Here is a 17,318-nt window from a genome sequence, read left to right on the forward strand (position 1 = left end):
GTATTTCCCCTCTCGTCTATGTATAAATAAATAGGATAACGTTTTCATTATAGCAAAATTTGCTAGGACTATGGTGTGATTATTGTTTACTTTCTGTTTAGAAAGCTCTTGAAGGCCTCTGCCATTTTCTCTGGTGCCTCTACCATGCCCATATGCCCAACATCAGGCAACAGCACTTGCTCGACGTTATTTTTATCTACTGTAAAAGTTTTTTCAGAAGGAATGATCTGGTCCTCTGATCCTGCGACTAATAGCACAGGCAAGGTCGTTTCTTGCAGCACATGATTGCGATCTGCTCGATCACGCATGGCGATTAATGTTTGGATGGCTCCAACCGGGCTCGTCGCAAAACCGATCTCTTTTGCTAGCTGGACTTCTTCTCTCAACGTGTCGATATGGGAAGGTGCGAACAGCTTCGGTACGAGGGCTTTGATAAACGGCTCCATTCCATTTTGGCGGATGTTGTCTGCGCCTTTATCGCGATTGGCTTTGGCAGCGTCGTCATCCGGATATGGCGTCGAATGGACCAAGCCAAAGCTCGCCAGCTTGTCCGCGTATTGATTTGCAAACGCCAGGGTCACATACCCACCGAGCGAATGTCCAAACAGATGAATCTTCGCTAAACCCAGCTCATCTACAAGCAAAGCCAGATCGTCTGCAAAGCGCTCGATCGAATACGGTTCATCAGGCGCCGAGCTGTTGCCATGACCACGCAAATCGATTGCAATGACATGATGCGTTTTAGACAGGAGCGGCACTAGCTTATGCCAGTAAGCTGAACTCCCGCAAAAACCGTGGATCAAAACAAGCGATTCCCCCGCTCCTTCTTCTACATAGGCTATTTTGATGCCGTTACTTAGTTGGACTTCCTTTTTCATCGAATCATACTCCTTTATTGTTTGTTAAATTTCTTGTCAAGAAGCGCTACGACCCGTAGGATTGGAAAATAACCCTTGTTCCAAAAACATGAAAGAGGTGCAGCTAGTAGATGGTATACCCAAAAACAGGTTCCGTGATCGTCAAAGACGGCAGAGAAATGACGTACACGCACATTCAGGCAAATCAGACGCCATCTCGCTCCGTCTGTTTTTTCTTTCCCGGAGCCAGCTATTCGTTCGACAGGCCTTATCTGTATTATTCTACCATGCTTTTTTTGAGCAAACAGATCGATCTCGTCCATGTGCACGCTGTGTATGGAAAAGACATTCCCGATTTCGAAACCAGCTCATTCGCAAAACGCAGCGCTTGGATCAGCGAGGATATGCAAACGGCTGTCTCCCAAGTACTAGATCAGCAGGAGTATGAACGTGTTTTCTTTCTCGGGAAATCACTCGGAACGGTTCCCATTGTATGCTCTTTGCTCAAGGAACCTCATTTTTCCCGTTCGTCTGCGATCCTGTTGACTCCGTTGCTGAGGGAGGATTTGGTCGTGGCAGACTTGCTTGCGCTGGAGCAAAATGTCTTTCTCGTCTCAGGAACTGCCGATCCCCACTACCATCAGCCTACTCTCGAAAGAATCATTACTTCCAAACCAAATATTCATCAGTATCTGCCACAAAACGCAAAGCACTCCCTAGACATCGGTCTGCAGGTTGACCTTTCCTTACAAGTCTTACAGTCTATCATGGATGAACTGGGTTGTTTTTTGGACAAGTCGCTGGACATTTAAGCAAAACGCTTCGATACCCGCTTTAACGCTTTTTTCATTTGCTTGCGTCTGCATTGCAACACTTTTTGGATGAATTTTTTTTCGGACTTTTTCAAACACCCTTTCGGTACCCGTTTGATCGCTTTTTTGATTTCTGAAGTAGGCAAAGATTGGATTTTTTTCACCATCTTGTCAAGCTGTTTTCGGTTTTCCCGCGTGAACCGCTTCAATCCGTAGGGAATTCGTTGCTTCTTTTTGTCTCCGGTATGCAAGCAAAATTTGTATGCTTTTTTACAGGAGAACTTTTTCTTTGCTTTGCGAAGATTCCATTTATCAGGATTGCCAAACAATGATATGCCGTGATCGATGCCATACCATTTGTATTTCTTCCATGATTTTCTTCGGTAGAGAATCAAGTTGCGATTCGAACGGTCTGGGTTAAGAATCCATGCATCGAAAGCCACCAAACGTGCTAATTTTTTGGCATTCTTGATATACTTTTGCGGTTTTTTCTTTACGTAAGACTTCGCCTTTTTCCAAGGAATAACCTTCCTGGCATTGGCTTTGACAGAGACAAGACCGCGCTTAATATACCCTCGTGGTCCTCTAACACGAGCCTGTAATACTTTTGCAACGGGTAACCCGAGTTTTTTGGCCAAGTATGCAGCGATGTATTCGTTCGCGACTAGAATGCGATAACTCTTGCGATGATGTGCCCGGACATTCGATTTAAAGTATCCTTTCCGATTTTTCCGTTTGCGAACAATCCAAATCAACCGACCGTAACGCTTGCGCAAGTGCTTTCGATAACGCCATTTCAATTTCACCACACTTGTCACCCCTGTCCTGTTTTTTACAGTATACGAGTCTGGATTCCAATTGGTGAAACCAAACAGCCAACACCTCCCGCATTTGGGTTTAAAAGGTGTTGGCCGTTTAGAGGTGCTGCTTCGCTGTTCCTTTACCGAAGCGGGATTAAAATTTCGTACGCGTTCTCGACCCAAGCAGACTCATGCACAGAAGGAACGTACCGTTGATCGTAGCGCTCCATTCGAAGAGCATGCTCATCTACCTGATGGTCGCTTCCGTTGAGCCAACCAAACAAACTGTGATACGTGTTTTGGACCTGTTCTATTGGACCTGTGTGGGTAAAGCGGGCATATGTCTTCGCTGGAATGGTGAAACCCACCATGCCCTCAGGAATATGCTCAAAACGCTCTACCTCTACCACAATGTACTCGGTATACATTTGGTACGTCCGATTCTCGGCGCTGATGTCGTAACGAACATCTGGTGAAATCACGAGAGGAATCTCATCCTGACGCTTCAAAAAAGTCTCCCAAAGTTTGGGCATGTATTCGACAAGCATCGGAAAAGAACCGGAGAAGCTAAGCCCAATCAGATGTTTTTGCGGTACGTGAACAATCGTCCCTTCCATCTCTCCACCTCATTCATCTGCATTTTCCCTCGTATTTTGACAGGAGGTGGAAAAATCCTGCAAGAATCAAAAAAAAGCACCTCCCGCCAAATAAGACAGGAAGTGCTTTCTCCTTTTCGTTGCTTTTATTCAAACGCTTTTTTCACCGCTTTGTAGCTTGCTTCAATCGTCCGTTCGATATCTTCATCAGTATGAGCCAGGGAAACGAACATACCCTCAAACTGGGAAGGCGGGATCATGATGCCTTCCTCCAGCAGATAGCTAAAGTACGCTGAGAAACGCTCCAGGTCGGATGTTTTCGCTGTTTCGTAGTTGATAACTGGCGTCTCTGTGAAAAACAGACAAACCATGGAGCCTACGCGATTGAGCGTGTGCGGAATGCCCAGCTTCTTGGCATTGTCAGCCAAGCCTTCAGCCAAACGAGCAGACATCTTCTCCAAGCGCTCGTACGCGCCTGGTTTGCTGAGCTCTTGCAAGGTAGTCAAGCCAGCAGCCATCGCCAAAGGATTTCCTGACAGCGTACCTGCCTGATAGATTGGTCCTGCCGGAGCCACTTGCTGCATGATCTCCCGTTTGCCGCCGTATGCACCTACTGGCAAGCCACCGCCGATGACTTTCCCCATCGTTGTCAAATCCGGAGTAATGCCGTACAGCTCTTGTGCGCCGCCCAATGCTACACGGAAGCCAGTCATGACTTCATCGAAAATCAGCAGTGTCCCATGCTTCTCCGTAATTTTACGCAGTCCTTCGAGGAAGCCTGGCTGTGGAGGAACGACTCCCATATTGCCGCCGATTGGCTCCACAATAACTGCTGCCAGATCATCGCCAAACGCTTCAAATGCCAGTTTGACGCTTTCCAGATCATTGTAAGGAACCGTTATCGTGTTGTGTGCTGTTCCTTCAGGTACGCCTGGGCTGTCTGGAAGTCCTAGTGTAGCCACTCCGGAGCCTGCTTTGATCAACAGGCTGTCAGCATGTCCATGGTAGCAGCCTTCGAACTTCATGATTTTGTTGCGTCTGGTATAGCCACGCGCGAGGCGCAGAGCGCTCATCGTCGCCTCTGTACCGGAGTTCACCATGCGCACGACTTCTACAGATGGCACGATCTCACAAACGAGCTTTGCCATTTCTGTTTCCCGCTCAGTCGGTGCGCCGAAGCTCGTTCCAAGCGTAGCCACTTCCGTAATTGCTGCAAGGACACGCGGATGCGCATGACCCAAGATCAATGGACCCCACGAGCCGATGTAGTCAATATAGCTGTTTCCATCCACATCAAAAATGCGGGAGCCTTCTCCTTTTGCGATGTAAACAGGATTGCCTCCAACGCTCTTAAAGGCACGTACCGGACTGTTTACTCCGCCTGGTATGTAATGCTGTGCTTCTGCAAATAACTGAGTAGATTTTTCTCTATTCATCTCGTGCTCACCTCGCCAGCCATTTTGCAACATCTTTTGCATGGTACGTAATGATCATATCTGCACCTGCTCGCTTGAAGCCAACCAGTGTTTCCATGACGATACGCTCTTCATCGATCCAGCCATTCAGCGCTGCCGCTTTTACCATGGAATACTCGGCACTCACATTGTAAGCCACGATCGGCAGGTTGAAGTTCTCACGCAGACGAAGAACCATGTCCATGAAGGCAAGGCCTGGCTTCACGATCAAGAAGTCCGCGCCTTCTTTTACATCGGAAGCTGCCTCGCGCAGACCTTCACGTGCATTGGCCGCGTCCATTTGGTAGCTTTTGCGATCGCCAAATTGTGGAGTCGAGCCTGCGGCATCGCGGAACGGCCCGTAGAAAGCAGAAGCGTATTTCACCGCATAGGACATGATCGGAATGTGCTCAAAGCCAGCCTCGTCCAAAGCTTCACGGATGGCAATCACGAAACCGTCCATCATGTTGGAAGGTGCAATAATATCTGCTCCAGCTTTTGCTTGGGAAACGGCGGTCTGACCCAAAAGCTTCAATGTTTCATCATTCACGACTTCCCCTTCGTGAATGACACCACAGTGGCCATGATCGGTGTATTCACACAGGCATGTATCCGCAATCACGATCATTTCCGGATGGGCTTCCTTGATCAGACGCATCGCCTGCTGGGTAATCGCATCATCATTGTACGCCTCTGTTCCGCATGCGTCTTTATGCGTGGGCACCCCAAACATCAAAACAGCTTGAATTCCCAGCGCTACGATTTCCTTCATCTCTTCGGCCAGTGTGTCCAAGGAGAGCTGATACACGCCTGGCATGGACGGAATCTCATTCTTAATTCCGGTTCCTTCCACTACGAACAACGGATAAATCAAGTCTTCCACCCGTACGTGGTTCTCCCGCACCAGATTGCGCATAGCCGCGCTTTTGCGAAGACGGCGATGACGGTCAAATGATTGTGCCATGTCGATTCCCTCCCAGATTCTCTATAATAGCTGCTAGTAATCCTTCCACGGTGTACTCACTCGCTACCGCATGAACAGAAAGCCCGTTTTGTTTTGCTGTGTCTGCCGTTATTGGTCCGATACAGGCTATCTGAACGTGCTTGAGCCAGTCTAACGATGCATAGGGCTCCATCGCTGCCATGAAATGCGTCACCGTTGAAGAGCTGGTAAACAAGATAATATCGATGAGACCTTGCTGTAGCTTTTCCGCTGCCTCTGGAGCATGCTCTGCATCAATGACAGTGTGATATACATCTACCTCTGTCACAGCTAGCCCCAAGCGAGCCAACTCCTTTGGAAGTGCCTTGCGGGCGATATCTGCACGAGGCAGCAGAACGCGCTGACCAGGGAGAAGCTGATCATACAAGCTCGACAGCAAGCCCTCTGCCACGTAATCAGACGGGATGACAGCTACTTCGAGCCCGTGATGCTCGAGCTCCTTGGCCGTCTTCGGACCGACCGCAGCAATTTTACCAGTGAACGCTTCAAGTCCTACCCTGATCTCGCGCATGCGCTCCAAGAAGAAGCGCACGCCATTCACACTCGTGAACACCACCCAGTCGTATGTTGGCAACTGGGTGATGGCTTCGTCGAGCTTTGCAGTGTTTGTCGGCGGCATCATTTTTAACAGGGGAAATGCGTACGCTTCTCCACCTAACCGCTCGATATGTTCAACGAGCTCGCGAACTTGATTTCTTGCCCGCGTGACCATGATGCACTTGCCAGTCAGCGGCTTGTGCGATCCGTGGACAATCATTGCTCATTCTCCCGCAATACTTGCGCAAGTACGTCTCCCGCTCCTTGCGCCAGGAGAGCTTCCGCCACTTGAATGCCCAGCGCTAACGGATCTTGGCCAGTCGCCGTGTTTTTGAACATTTGCTTCCCATCTGGGGAGCCAACCATTCCGGTCAAAGTAATTTCATTGTTCTCTCCAACTGTCGCGTATGCGCCAATCGGCACCTGACAGCCGCCTTGGAGCTTGTGCAGGAAGCTGCGCTCTGCAGTTACCGCCAAACGAGTCGGCGCATCATCCAGCTGCTTCAAGAGAGCGAGTGTCGCCTCATCGTCTGCACGGCATTCGATGGCAAGCGCACCTTGACCGACTGCTGGCAAGCTGATTTCAACAGGCAGGAACTGCGAGATGTCCCCTTCAAAATTCACGCGCTCAAGTCCAGCCGCAGCGAGGATGATCGCATCAAAATTACCTTCCGCAAGCTTACGCATGCGAGTATCAATATTTCCGCGAAGAGATTCAATCTGAATGTCAGGGCGATGTGCGAGAATTTGTGCTGAACGGCGCAAGCTACTGGTCCCTACCAAAGCTCCTTGTGGCAATTCATCCAATGTCTTGCCGTCTTTGGAAAGCAGGACATCCCGGGGATCAACACGCTTCGGAATCGCGCCGATTACCAAGCCCTCCGGCAATTCAGCCGGCATATCCTTCAAGCTGTGCACGGCAAAATCGGTTTCCTTATCGAACAAGGATTGCTCGATTTCTTTGACAAACAATCCTTTTCCGCCTACTTTGGACAAAGTCACGTCGAGGATTCGATCGCCTTTTGTCACGATTTCATGCAATTCAAAATCAGCTTCAGGTGCGAACCCCTTTAGTTTATCAACGACCCAATTCGTTTGGGTGAGCGCCAATTTGCTGCGACGCGTTCCCACTTTCCATTTTCCCATGACAGCCTCCTTGATGAACAGCCCCTACCACCAGTCGTGAAATGTAGAAGTAGTGAAGCCTAAAAAATTGATAAGCAGTAACAAAAACGCCAGGACGTTCCACTGCGCAAGTCTGCGCATTTGCATCGTATCCCGATAGCGTTGGTACAGCCACAGCGAGTAAATCGCAACGACCAGCACGGAGAGCACTACTTTTGAATCTAGCAAAAATTTCTCCGGCAAAACCATTTTACCCCAAATGATCCCTAATACAATCGAAAGCAAGAGCATAGGCACACCCAGCATGTTCATTCGGTACGCGTAGCCTTCCAATTGATCGAGGCTAGGCAAACGTCTGAGCAACGGCGACCAGCGTCTTCCCTTGAGCATTTTGTGCTGGAGCAGGTACATGGCTGAGAAGATCATGGAGAGCGAGAACGCCCCGTAGCTGAACATGGCCAGTGTCACATGCGTCAGCAATAGCTCAGAGGTCAAGATGCTCGATACAGCTTCAATCGGTGTTTCCGGCAAAAACATCGACATGACGAGCACAACGAACCCGATAATATTAGTAAAAAAAACCAGCAAATCAATCCGAAAAAAATAGTGAATGGCAAGCGACAAGCCTACCAGCACCCATGAATAAAAAAAGAGCGTCTCAAACAGCGTAATGACTGGAAAATACCCCTTCATGACGGCTTGCGAGACAAAAAATGCGGTTTGCAAGGCCCAAACGACAACAAGCAACCCGAAAGCCAGACGATTGACTTTCCGGTTGCTTTGCAAGAAGTCGTTAAAATAGAAGAGAACACTTGCAGCGTAGAGAAAGATCGTCAAGTCGTAGATCCATCTCACCTCGGCCATGCACTCTCTCCCCCACTTTCCCAATCGGTTTCTAACAGTGCGGTTCAAAAAGTCGGCTTATTAGCACCGAGAAGATGGCGAGAACCGAACGAAGGAGGAGCGCAGTGTAGGTAATCTACATGAGCACCGGGCTTCGGAGGTGAACGCCATATTCGATGTCGAATTAGCTTTCTGAGCTACTTCGTGATCAAAAGACGACTTTTTGAACAACCTCTAGTAGCAGATAGATTGTCAGGTCAGCTTAGTCAGGGAACCGGGAAGCCAATACTTGCTCCCGAGAAGAAGATGTCTGTTTATTTTTATCGTTAGCCCAGATTGCCTCCTGTTCTTTTCGCTCCAGGATCTCCTCCAACGCAAACATTTTCTCGAAAATATCCAGTACTTCTTCCCCATCTTTGGTAGCTGCCATTTCTTTTAAACGCACAACCGGATCGTGCAACAGTTGATTGACAATGCCCTTGGTTGTCTTGCGGATGATGTGCATCTCCCGCTCAGACAGATTCGGCAGCTTGTTTTCGATTTTTCGCATCGCTTCGCTTTGGATCGTATTTGCCTTGTCGCGCAATGCAGCGATCAGTGGAGCCACGCCAAGCGTCTGATACCAGGTCGTAAATGCCACGATCTCTTCTTGAATCATGACATCCAGACGTTCCGCTTCACGAGAACGTTCTGCAACGTTACTCGCAACGATGCCTTCCAGATCGTCAATATCATATAAAAATACGTTATCAAGATCATGCAAGTCAGGATTCAGGTCGCGAGGAACTGCGATATCCACCATGAACAACGGACGATGCTTCCTTTGTTTCATGATCGGAGCCAATTCCTTTTTGCCAAGGACATAACCTGTCGCTCCGGTCGAGCTGATGACGATGTCTGCTGTGAGCAGTGCCTCTGGCAACTGCTCCATCGTACAGGAGTCACCCTTGAACTTTTCTGCCAAAAGCTGCGCTCGCTCCAATGTACGATTCGCTACCATAACGCGTTCCGATCCATTTGCGTGCAGGTGCTTGGCAGTCAGTTCGCTCATTTTACCCGCTCCGACGATCAGGACAGACTTCCCTGCGAAGGAACCGAAGATCTTTTTTCCCAGTTCGACAGCAGCGTAGCTGACAGAAACCGCATTTTGTCCAATCGCTGTCTCTGTATGGGCACGCTTTGCGAACGTAATCGCTTGCTTGAATAAGGTGTTGAAAACAGTCCCTGTCGTTTGACGCTCCTGCGCCAACAGGAACGCATCCCGGACTTGTCCGAGGATTTGTGTTTCTCCCATTACCATCGAATCAAGACCGGAAGAAACGCGGAACAAGTGCTCGATTGCCTGTTCGTTCTCTTTTATATAGAGATGATCCTTAAATTGTTCTTTCTCCACGCCGAACCATTCAGCCAAAAAACGGCGGGTATAGTCTCGGCCAATATTCGCCTGGTCACAAACGACGTAAATTTCCGTCCGGTTGCACGTCCCCAGGATGATACATTCTGCGATACTCTTCGTCTGGGAGAGAAGATGAAGAGCGCGTGCTGTCCCATCGTCGCTGAATGTAAACTTTTCGCGAATTTCGACAGGAGCTGTTTTATAGTTTAGACCCAGCAAAAGAATATCCATAATGTCCTCCCAGAATACCAAACCTGTTAGCGGCATATGTAAAATGCACTATTATTATATCATTATGTCCCGAATCGGATAGGAGTAATTGTGAAAAATTTATTAACGGAGTGCACTTTGCGTATATCCTGTATAATCCGCTTGCGTTCCTTCCGGGAATACCTTATGATGTCGCCTATACATGAAAGCAGAAGAAAAATTGTGAAAATGCCAGAAAGGAGAGGAAAGAAGCTTTGAGAAAACCTTGGATGGCAGACATAACGCTGCTCCTCGTCGCTTTTATCTGGGGAACCACGTTTTTGATCGTACAGCAGGCAATTGCTTCGCTGCCTCCCAATACGTTTAACGCTGTTCGTTTTACCATTGCTGCACTATTTTTATTGATCATCTATTTCATCCGCAATCGTCATCGTAAGCAGACCTCTGAATGGAGAGGGCCACTGCTTCGTGCAGGCGTCATCCTCGGTTTTTGGCTCTGTCTGGGATACGCCTTGCAGACTGTAGGACTGCTGTATACAACGCCGTCCAAAGCTGGCTTTATCACTGGTTTATCTGTCGTTTTGGTGCCGCTCTTCTCGTTTTTGCTCTTGCGTGAGCGTGTCAAGCCTTTCGCTATCGTCGGTGTGATTCTAGCAGCATTCGGCTTGTATTTGCTGACGCAGAACCAGTCATTCTCCTTTAATCTCGGTGATGCCCTAGTCTTCGTCGGCGCAATCTGCTTCGCCATGCAAATCGTCTCTACCGGTAAATACGCCCCTCGTTTTGCAGCCTTGCCCCTTGCCATTACGCAATTAGGCACGGTAGGTGTGATGAGCTGGCTGTACGCCTTTTTCTTTGAAGATTGGAGTCGTGCCTTTGATCCGGCGATCTTGTTCATACCCGAGGTGGCGTTTGGTTTGATCGTCACTTCTATTTTCGCCACGGCTCTGGCCTTTCTCGCGCAGACGGCCTTGCAAAAGCAAACCAGCTCGACGCGGGTCGCTCTCATTTTCGCTTTGGAGCCTGTATTTGCTGCACTCACCTCGTACGTCTTTATTCATGAAGTATTGAGTGGAAGACAGTTAACGGGATGTCTCCTGATTTTCACCGGCATGATTCTCGCTGAGCTGCCGATTCAAGAATGGGTGCGGCATTTCCGTCAGAGAAAGCCAAATGACGGTCGCGAATCCACCTGATGCGAAAAACAAAAAAGTTCCTTCTCCCCTGCGGGAAAGGAACTTTTTTTATGAGCTCTTCTTAACCTCTAGCATTACGGCATCCACAAAAAGCTGCATGACCGGTCCGCACACTTCATGCGGGTAACGCTCTGTTCGTTTGAGCCACTGTTTGAGCCGGAGCAAATGATACGCTGCTTGTGGAAGTCGCCCTCTTGTCCCATGATCAATAAGAGCGACTGCCGACAGACCGACCTTGGTCCACAAATGGAACTTCTCCACCCACGGCCTCGTTTCTTCTGCAAGCTTCTGATTCGTCATCCCTGCCAACAGCTTGTCAGCCGCCGCTTCCATCTTTTGAAAAAGAGCCCTCAAGTCAGCAATGGCTTTTTGTCGATCTCCCTGCAAAAAATGAAAGCGGAAGGTCAGGATCGCTTCTAGCAATCGCGGCGATTCCACCTCGCATAAAAACGAGCTTTGCACGTTATCCGCAAAGGTGAAGAAAGCATCCGCATCCTTTTGTCCCGCTACTTCCTCTACCGCTTGTTTCCATACCGTATCAGGATCGTAGCCGATCGGATCTCGCAAATAGGCTGCCGTCGTAATCAAAGGAATCTTCGAGCATTCTGGTCTAGACATCGCATTCGCCACATAGCCCGCTGCGTATTGCCACAGGTCAGGGTCACGGTGACGCAATGGACCGATATGTAGTTCGTTCGCCATGGCCAAATCATTCACCGGGTAGTTGTCCCAATAAAATGGCTGATGACCCGTGTACTCTTGAAAGCGAATCGCATCGCCGTCCGTCAGGTATGGCGAGCAGACGAATCGTCCCGTCCAGAACAAATCGATTTCTGGCGGCAGATGCTGGCCGAGGTACATGATGTACGCTTCTTTTCCAATCCCGTTGTACTGTGTAGGACAAACAACCAGCTTGACTGGATCGCCCCAGCTGCGTATCAAATCCCACACGTAAAGCGTCGTATGGGCATGTGCCTCCGCCAAATGGGCAAACTCAGCTACATCCTTGTCATGCAACAGATGCAAGGGGATATCATCGAACAATAGCGCAAAGTAACGCACACCGCGATCATACAAATCCCGGTATTTCCTGCCCAACAACTCCAAATGCTGACGATTCGTATATTCCATGCTGAGTCCAGGACCTAGACAATAAATAAACTGCATGTTGCGAGTCTTTGCCCGCTGAATCAGCTCATCTAGCTGTTGACTGGCTTTTGCAGGAAGCGGCTCCATCCAGCGTTCCCGCAGATACTCGTCATCTTTTGGGGCGTAGAAATACGCGTTGTAATCATATCGGTGCAAAAAGTCGATCATATCCAGCCGCTCTTCATGTGTCCAAGGTGTTCCATAGAAACCTTCGATCACACCACGTACAGCAAAGCAAGCACTCCCGCTCACTCAGATGCTCCCTTCCCCACGACGAATTGGGTCTAAGAATTACTCATTGGCTGGAGCAGTCTCTTCAGCCTTGGCAGCCGACTCCCTGGCGATTTCCTCTCCAGCACGGATGCGACGCATGATTTCTGCCCACAGTTCATCCTTGCCCTGGCCTGTCTCCGAGGAAAATACAATGATCGTATCATCCCCGCGCAAATTCAGGCTTTGACGGATGACCTTCGTATGCTGTAGCCAACGCCCGCGAGCGATTTTATCACCTTTCGTCGCCACGACTACGGTAGGAATCCCGATTTGCTTGCACCAATCGTACATCGCAATATCGTCTTTACTGGGAGCATGGCGAATATCGACCAATTGAATAATGAAGCGAAGCTCTTTCCGGTTTTTCAAGTAGCCCTCGATCATTTTTCCCCATTGTTCCTTGATCGTCTTCGCTACCTTTGCATACCCATAACCCGGGAAGTCAACGAAGTAGAGCATTTGATTGACACGGAAATAGTTCAATGTTTGGGTTTTACCCGGACGAGAACTGATCCGGGCAAGCCCTTTGCGGTTCATCATTTTATTGAGCAATGATGATTTTCCTACGTTCGAGCGTCCTACCAGCGCGATCTCATGGAGACCATCCGTCGGATACTGCTTCGGTCCAACCGCACTGATAATAAACTCCGCTGATGTTACTTTCATGCTTTGTCACCTACTGGCTGTTTAGTTAGCGCGTGACGCAGCACTTCATCTAAATGATCAACTGGATAGAATGTCAGTTCACCGCGTACGCTCTCCGGAATATCCTCGATATCCTTCTCGTTGTCTTTTGGCAAAATAATCGTGGTTAATCCTGCACGGTGAGCAGACATGCATTTTTCTTTCAGCCCGCCAATTGGCAGAACCTTGCCTCGCAACGTAATCTCTCCGGTCATCCCCACTTCTTTTTTCACAGGGATTTGCGTGAGGGCGGATACGAGTGCGGTTGCCATAGTAATCCCAGCAGACGGACCGTCTTTTGGAATTGCTCCTTCTGGAACGTGGATGTGGATGTCGTTCTTCTCGTGGAAGGACGGATCAATTCCCCACTGATCCGCACGGGAGCGAATATAGCTGAATGCAGCCTGCGCGGATTCCTTCATGACGTCACCCAGTTTTCCTGTCAGGGTGAGCTTTCCTTTTCCAGGCAAAATGCTGACTTCTACATTCAGCGTATCTCCGCCTGCTTGTGTCCAAGCCAGTCCTGTAACGGAGCCGACTTGATCTTTCTTCTCCGCCAGTCCATAGCGGTAGCGCGGTTTGCCGAGCAGTGTCTCCAACGTCTTGGCCGTAACCACGACACGCTTCTTCTCGCCGCTCACAATCAGCTTGGCTGCTTTGCGGCAAACGTTGGCTGCTTCGCGATTGAGGTTGCGAACACCCGCTTCCCGCGTGTACAGACGAACGAGCTTCAGCATCGCGTCGTCGTTCATTTTCAGCTTATCTTTGCCCAGACCGTGATCCTGCATTTGCTTTGGCAGGAGGTAATCACGCAAAATGTTCAGCTTTTCCAGTTCGGTATAGCTGGAAATCGAGATGACCTCCATCCGGTCCAACAGCGGGCGCGGAATCGTATCGAGACTGTTTGCGGTCGTAATAAACATGACGTTCGTCAAATCATAGGTCTCTTCGATATAGTGGTCACTGAATTTATCATTTTGGTTTGGATCTAGCACTTCGAGCAGGGCAGACGCAGGGTCTCCACGGAAATCGGATGCGAGCTTGTCGATCTCATCCAGCAAAAAGACAGGATTAATCGTACCGGCTTGCTTCATTCCTTGTATGATTCGTCCTGGGAGAGCACCTACATACGTGCGTCGGTGCCCGCGAATCTCTGCTTCGTCGCGTACTCCACCCAAGGAGATGCGCACGAATTCACGCCCGATTGCACGCGCTACGGAACGGGCCAGAGACGTTTTCCCGACACCTGGAGGACCTACCAGACAAAGGATCGGCCCACGCATGGAGTTTACCAGCTTTTGTACTGCCAAATACTCCAAGACGCGCTCCTTTGGTTTATCCAAGCCGTAATGATCTTCATCGAGAACTTGCTGTGCATGGTGAATATCCAGATTGTCTTCTGTCGTCTTCGTCCACGGCAGTGCAAACAAGGTATCGATATACGTGCGGATGACCGAGCCTTCCGCAGAAGTCGCCGGCATCTTTTCCAGACGCTCGAGCTCCTTCTCAATCTTTGCTTTGATTCGCTCAGGAGCGTCCGATTTTTCAAGCTGAGCACGCAGCTCATCTACTTCGCCTTGACGACCGTCCTTGTCGCCCAGCTCTTTTTGGATAGCCTTCATTTGCTCACGCAGGTAGTATTCCTTTTGCGTGCGCTCCATCTGTTTCTTCACGCGGTTGCCGATCTTGCGCTCCAGCTCAAGTACCTCGCGCTCGTTGTTCAAAATGGTCAAAAGAATTTCAAGACGTTCCTTGATGTTGGTCGTCTCCAAAATTTCTTGTTTGTCCTTCATCTTGAGCGGCAAATGCGATGCAATCACATCCGCCAAACGTCCCGGTTCCTCAATGTCCTGCACAGAGGTTAGCGTCTCTGGAGAAACCTTTTTGGACAGCTTAATGTACTGCTCAAAGTGGCCCAGCAAGGAACGCATTAAAGCTTCCACTTCGTTTTGCTCTGTTTTTTCATCTTGCAAATATGTAATCGACACGACGAAATAATCTTCCTGTTGAAGATACTCCTCGATCTTCGCGCGTTGCAAGCCTTCTACCAATACACGGATTGTCCCATTCGGCAGCTTCAGCATTTGTTTCACGCGCGCAACAGTACCAATACTGTAAATTTGCTCAGCATCTGGCTCTTCTATATGGACCTCTTCCTGTGTCGCAAGCAAAATCTTGTTATCGTCTACCATGGCTTGCTCCAATGCGCGGATGGACTTTTCCCGTCCAACGTCCAAATGGAGTACCATTGTCGGATAAACAAGCAATCCTCGCAACGGGAGAAGCGGTAATTCTCGTTTACCGGAACGTTCGCCCAAGCGGATGCACCTCTCCTTGTTGATCTACCCTCTTACAAAGAGCCTTATAACAGATAAAAACGGCCCTCAAAGCCGTTTTTTTAATGCCCACCCGACCCCAAAAACGAGACAAAAAAGATCATACTCAATCATTTTTTGTGAAGCTCGTTTCAGGCCAGGCAAGGCCTCTGGCTCTTTGCAAGCAGAAGCTTTTTTCCATTGTAGCGCAAACACAATCCGATGTCTAATCCGCGAGCATACCCGACTGTTACAGGGAAAGCGGAGAGGAAGCGAGATCCTCTGCTGGGATTTGCAAAGTAAATCCCGTCGCCTCTTCTTCTTGCATGGCAGCTTGCGGTACAGCTATCTCGATTACTTCAGAGACTGTAGACACTGGAATGACTTCGATCCCTTTCATGTCGGCAAAAATGCTTTGCCAGTTTTCCTCTGGTATGAGTACTCTGGTCGCTCCCGCTTGTTTGGCGGCCTCCACCTTCGCGACTACACCCCCAACTGGCTTTACCTTCCCATGGATACTCACTTCGCCTGTCATAGCCAGTAAATTATCGACAGGCCGATTCAAAATCGCCGAGTAGATCGCAGTAGCAATGGTAATTCCCGCAGAAGGCCCATCCACAGGGATGCCTCCTGGAAAATTGATATGCAGATCATAATCATACGGACGGACGCCCATTCTGTTCAATACAGTCAAAACGTTTTCGATTGAGCCTTTTGCCATCGACTTCCGGCGAATCGTCCGGTTGCGGCTGCCCATTTCCTCTTCCTCTGCCATTCCTGTCATCGCCATTCGACCTTGACCTAGAACAGCTGTAGGTGAGGCAGTCACTTCTAGTTCCATCACACTGCCCATGTTCGGACCGTACACGGCAAGACCGTTGACCAATCCGACCTGCGGTGTATCATGCACCTGCTTTTCGGGGCGAGGCGATTTTTGACTGCTGTGCATCACCCATTCCACATCGGCAGCCTGGATGTCTTGGCGTTCTTCCGTCAAGGCAATTCCCGCAGCGATTTGCAGTGTATTGATCGCTTCACGTCCATTAGTCGCGTAGCGCTCTATCACGGAAACAGCCCCATCTTCTATATTCATATTCATTTTAGGCACAGCCGTACGCACGATACTCCCTATTTCACCCGCCTTCAACGGACGGAAAAAGATTTCCAGGCAACGGGAACGAAGCGCAGCAGGTAGTTCCTCTGGCAATCTCGTCGTCGCTCCAACCAGACGGAAGTCGGCGGGTAAACCGTATTTGAATACGTCATGAATATGCGAAGGAATTTGGTTATTTTCCTCACTGTAGTACGCACTCTCCAACATGACTTTGCGGTCTTCGAGAACCTTTAGTAACTTATTCATCTGAATAGGATGAAGTTCACCTATTTCATCAAGAAAAAGCATACCACCGTGCGCTTTCGTCACAGCTCCCGGCTTTGGCTGTGGAATCCCCGCCTGCCCAAGCGAGCCTGCCCCTTGATAAATTGGATCATGTACAGAGCCGATTAACGGGTCAGCAATCCCGCGTTCATCAAAACGGGCAATCGTCGCATCGATTTCAATAAATTTGGCATCCGAAGAAAACGGCGATAGCTGATTTTTCTTCGCTTCTTCCAGCACGACCCTAGCCGCTGCGGTCTTGCCTACACCGGGTGGTCCATAAATAATGACATGCTGCGGATTGGGACCACACAAAGCGGCACGCAATGCCCGAAGCCCATCTTCTTGTCCTACAATTTCTTCCAAAGTCGCTGGTCTTGTTCTCTCTGACAGAGGTTCTGTCAACGCAACCATTCTCATTTTACGAATGGAATCAAGATCCTTGCGCGATTCCTTTTCGGTTGAGGTTTTCGTGTTTCTCTGCGCTCGCAGCAAGTTCCAAAAGTAGGTGCCGATCACGATACCAACAACCACTTCAATGACAGCAATGACCAATGTCGTATAGTCCATATGCAGTCCCTCCCATGCGTCTTCGCTTGCGGTCAACTTTTGTCCCCCGAAGAGAGAGGAACACGTGCATGACCGTTTTGTGCATATGTAAAGCTTCTCTTAAACGATATCAAGTAGTAT

General features: G+C 49.2%; 15 protein-coding genes. 2 read left to right on the forward strand and 13 right to left on the reverse strand.

Annotation, left to right across the window (positions count from 1 at the left end):
- Nucleotides 1-86: 86 nt before the first annotated feature.
- Nucleotides 87-878 carry an alpha/beta fold hydrolase gene (locus tag C7R91_RS19065; protein WP_047072866.1) on the reverse strand — a complete coding sequence of 264 codons (792 nt, stop codon included), beginning with the start codon at nt 876-878 and terminating at the stop codon, nt 87-89.
- 110 nt (nt 879-988) lie between these two features.
- Here C7R91_RS19065 and C7R91_RS19070 point away from each other — a divergent pair, with 110 nt between their 5' ends.
- Complete coding sequence (locus C7R91_RS19070) at nt 989-1,669, forward strand: hypothetical protein (protein ID WP_047072868.1); 681 nt, start codon at nt 989-991, stop codon at nt 1,667-1,669.
- Here C7R91_RS19070 and C7R91_RS19075 read toward each other — a convergent pair.
- The 8 genes from C7R91_RS19075 to hemA form a co-directional block, all read right to left on the reverse strand.
- Nucleotides 1,666-2,475: a hypothetical protein gene (locus tag C7R91_RS19075; RefSeq protein WP_236697947.1), complete on the reverse strand. Its 810-nt coding sequence runs from the start codon at nt 2,473-2,475 to the stop codon at nt 1,666-1,668. The genes C7R91_RS19070 and C7R91_RS19075 overlap by 4 nt on opposite strands.
- Before the next feature lie 134 nt (nt 2,476-2,609).
- Entirely contained in the window at nt 2,610-3,086 is a 477-nt protein-coding gene (locus C7R91_RS19080; protein WP_047072871.1) for a GyrI-like domain-containing protein, read from the reverse strand.
- A 125-nt stretch (nt 3,087-3,211) separates the two neighbouring features.
- Entirely contained in the window at nt 3,212-4,501 is a 1,290-nt protein-coding gene (gene hemL, locus C7R91_RS19085; protein WP_047072874.1) for a glutamate-1-semialdehyde 2,1-aminomutase, read from the reverse strand.
- 7 nt (nt 4,502-4,508) lie between these two features.
- On the reverse strand, nt 4,509-5,483 hold the full coding sequence (gene hemB, locus C7R91_RS19090; protein ID WP_047072875.1) for a porphobilinogen synthase: 975 nt from the start codon (nt 5,481-5,483) through the stop codon (nt 4,509-4,511).
- A complete protein-coding gene (locus C7R91_RS19095; RefSeq protein ID WP_047072876.1) occupies nt 5,467-6,279 on the reverse strand; it encodes a uroporphyrinogen-III synthase in 813 nt (270 codons plus the stop codon). The genes hemB and C7R91_RS19095 overlap by 17 nt, the downstream gene beginning before the upstream one ends.
- Nucleotides 6,276-7,205: a hydroxymethylbilane synthase gene (gene hemC, locus C7R91_RS19100; RefSeq protein ID WP_047072878.1), complete on the reverse strand. Its 930-nt coding sequence runs from the start codon at nt 7,203-7,205 to the stop codon at nt 6,276-6,278. The genes C7R91_RS19095 and hemC overlap by 4 nt, the downstream gene beginning before the upstream one ends.
- Before the next feature lie 24 nt (nt 7,206-7,229).
- Nucleotides 7,230-8,048, reverse strand: coding sequence for a cytochrome C assembly family protein (locus tag C7R91_RS19105; RefSeq protein WP_047072880.1), 819 nt, complete (start codon nt 8,046-8,048; stop codon nt 7,230-7,232).
- A 241-nt stretch (nt 8,049-8,289) separates the two neighbouring features.
- Entirely contained in the window at nt 8,290-9,654 is a 1,365-nt protein-coding gene (hemA, locus tag C7R91_RS19110) for a glutamyl-tRNA reductase (protein ID WP_047072881.1), read from the reverse strand.
- A 233-nt stretch (nt 9,655-9,887) separates the two neighbouring features.
- Here hemA and C7R91_RS19115 point away from each other — a divergent pair, with 233 nt between their 5' ends.
- Complete coding sequence (locus C7R91_RS19115; RefSeq protein WP_307723627.1) at nt 9,888-10,829, forward strand: DMT family transporter; 942 nt, start codon at nt 9,888-9,890, stop codon at nt 10,827-10,829.
- A 48-nt stretch (nt 10,830-10,877) separates the two neighbouring features.
- Here the strand turns inward: C7R91_RS19115 and C7R91_RS19120 are convergent, their stop codons facing one another.
- The 4 genes from C7R91_RS19120 to lonB form a co-directional block, all read right to left on the reverse strand.
- Nucleotides 10,878-12,230, reverse strand: a complete 1,353-nt coding sequence (locus C7R91_RS19120; RefSeq protein ID WP_047072885.1) for a protein O-GlcNAcase — start codon at nt 12,228-12,230, stop codon at nt 10,878-10,880.
- A 39-nt stretch (nt 12,231-12,269) separates the two neighbouring features.
- Entirely contained in the window at nt 12,270-12,917 is a 648-nt protein-coding gene (gene yihA, locus C7R91_RS19125; RefSeq protein WP_047072886.1) for a ribosome biogenesis GTP-binding protein YihA/YsxC, read from the reverse strand.
- Nucleotides 12,914-15,253 carry an endopeptidase La gene (gene lon, locus C7R91_RS19130; RefSeq protein WP_047072887.1) on the reverse strand — a complete coding sequence of 780 codons (2,340 nt, stop codon included), beginning with the start codon at nt 15,251-15,253 and terminating at the stop codon, nt 12,914-12,916. Before lon ends, yihA begins: the two co-directional genes overlap by 4 nt.
- Nucleotides 15,254-15,500: 247 nt before the next feature.
- Nucleotides 15,501-17,198, reverse strand: a complete 1,698-nt coding sequence (gene lonB, locus C7R91_RS19135; RefSeq protein WP_047072888.1) for an ATP-dependent protease LonB — start codon at nt 17,196-17,198, stop codon at nt 15,501-15,503.
- Nucleotides 17,199-17,318 lie beyond the last annotated feature (120 nt).

It is taken from the genome of Brevibacillus formosus (genome assembly GCF_003013405.1).
Lineage (GTDB): Bacteria > Bacillota > Bacilli > Brevibacillales > Brevibacillaceae > Brevibacillus > Brevibacillus formosus.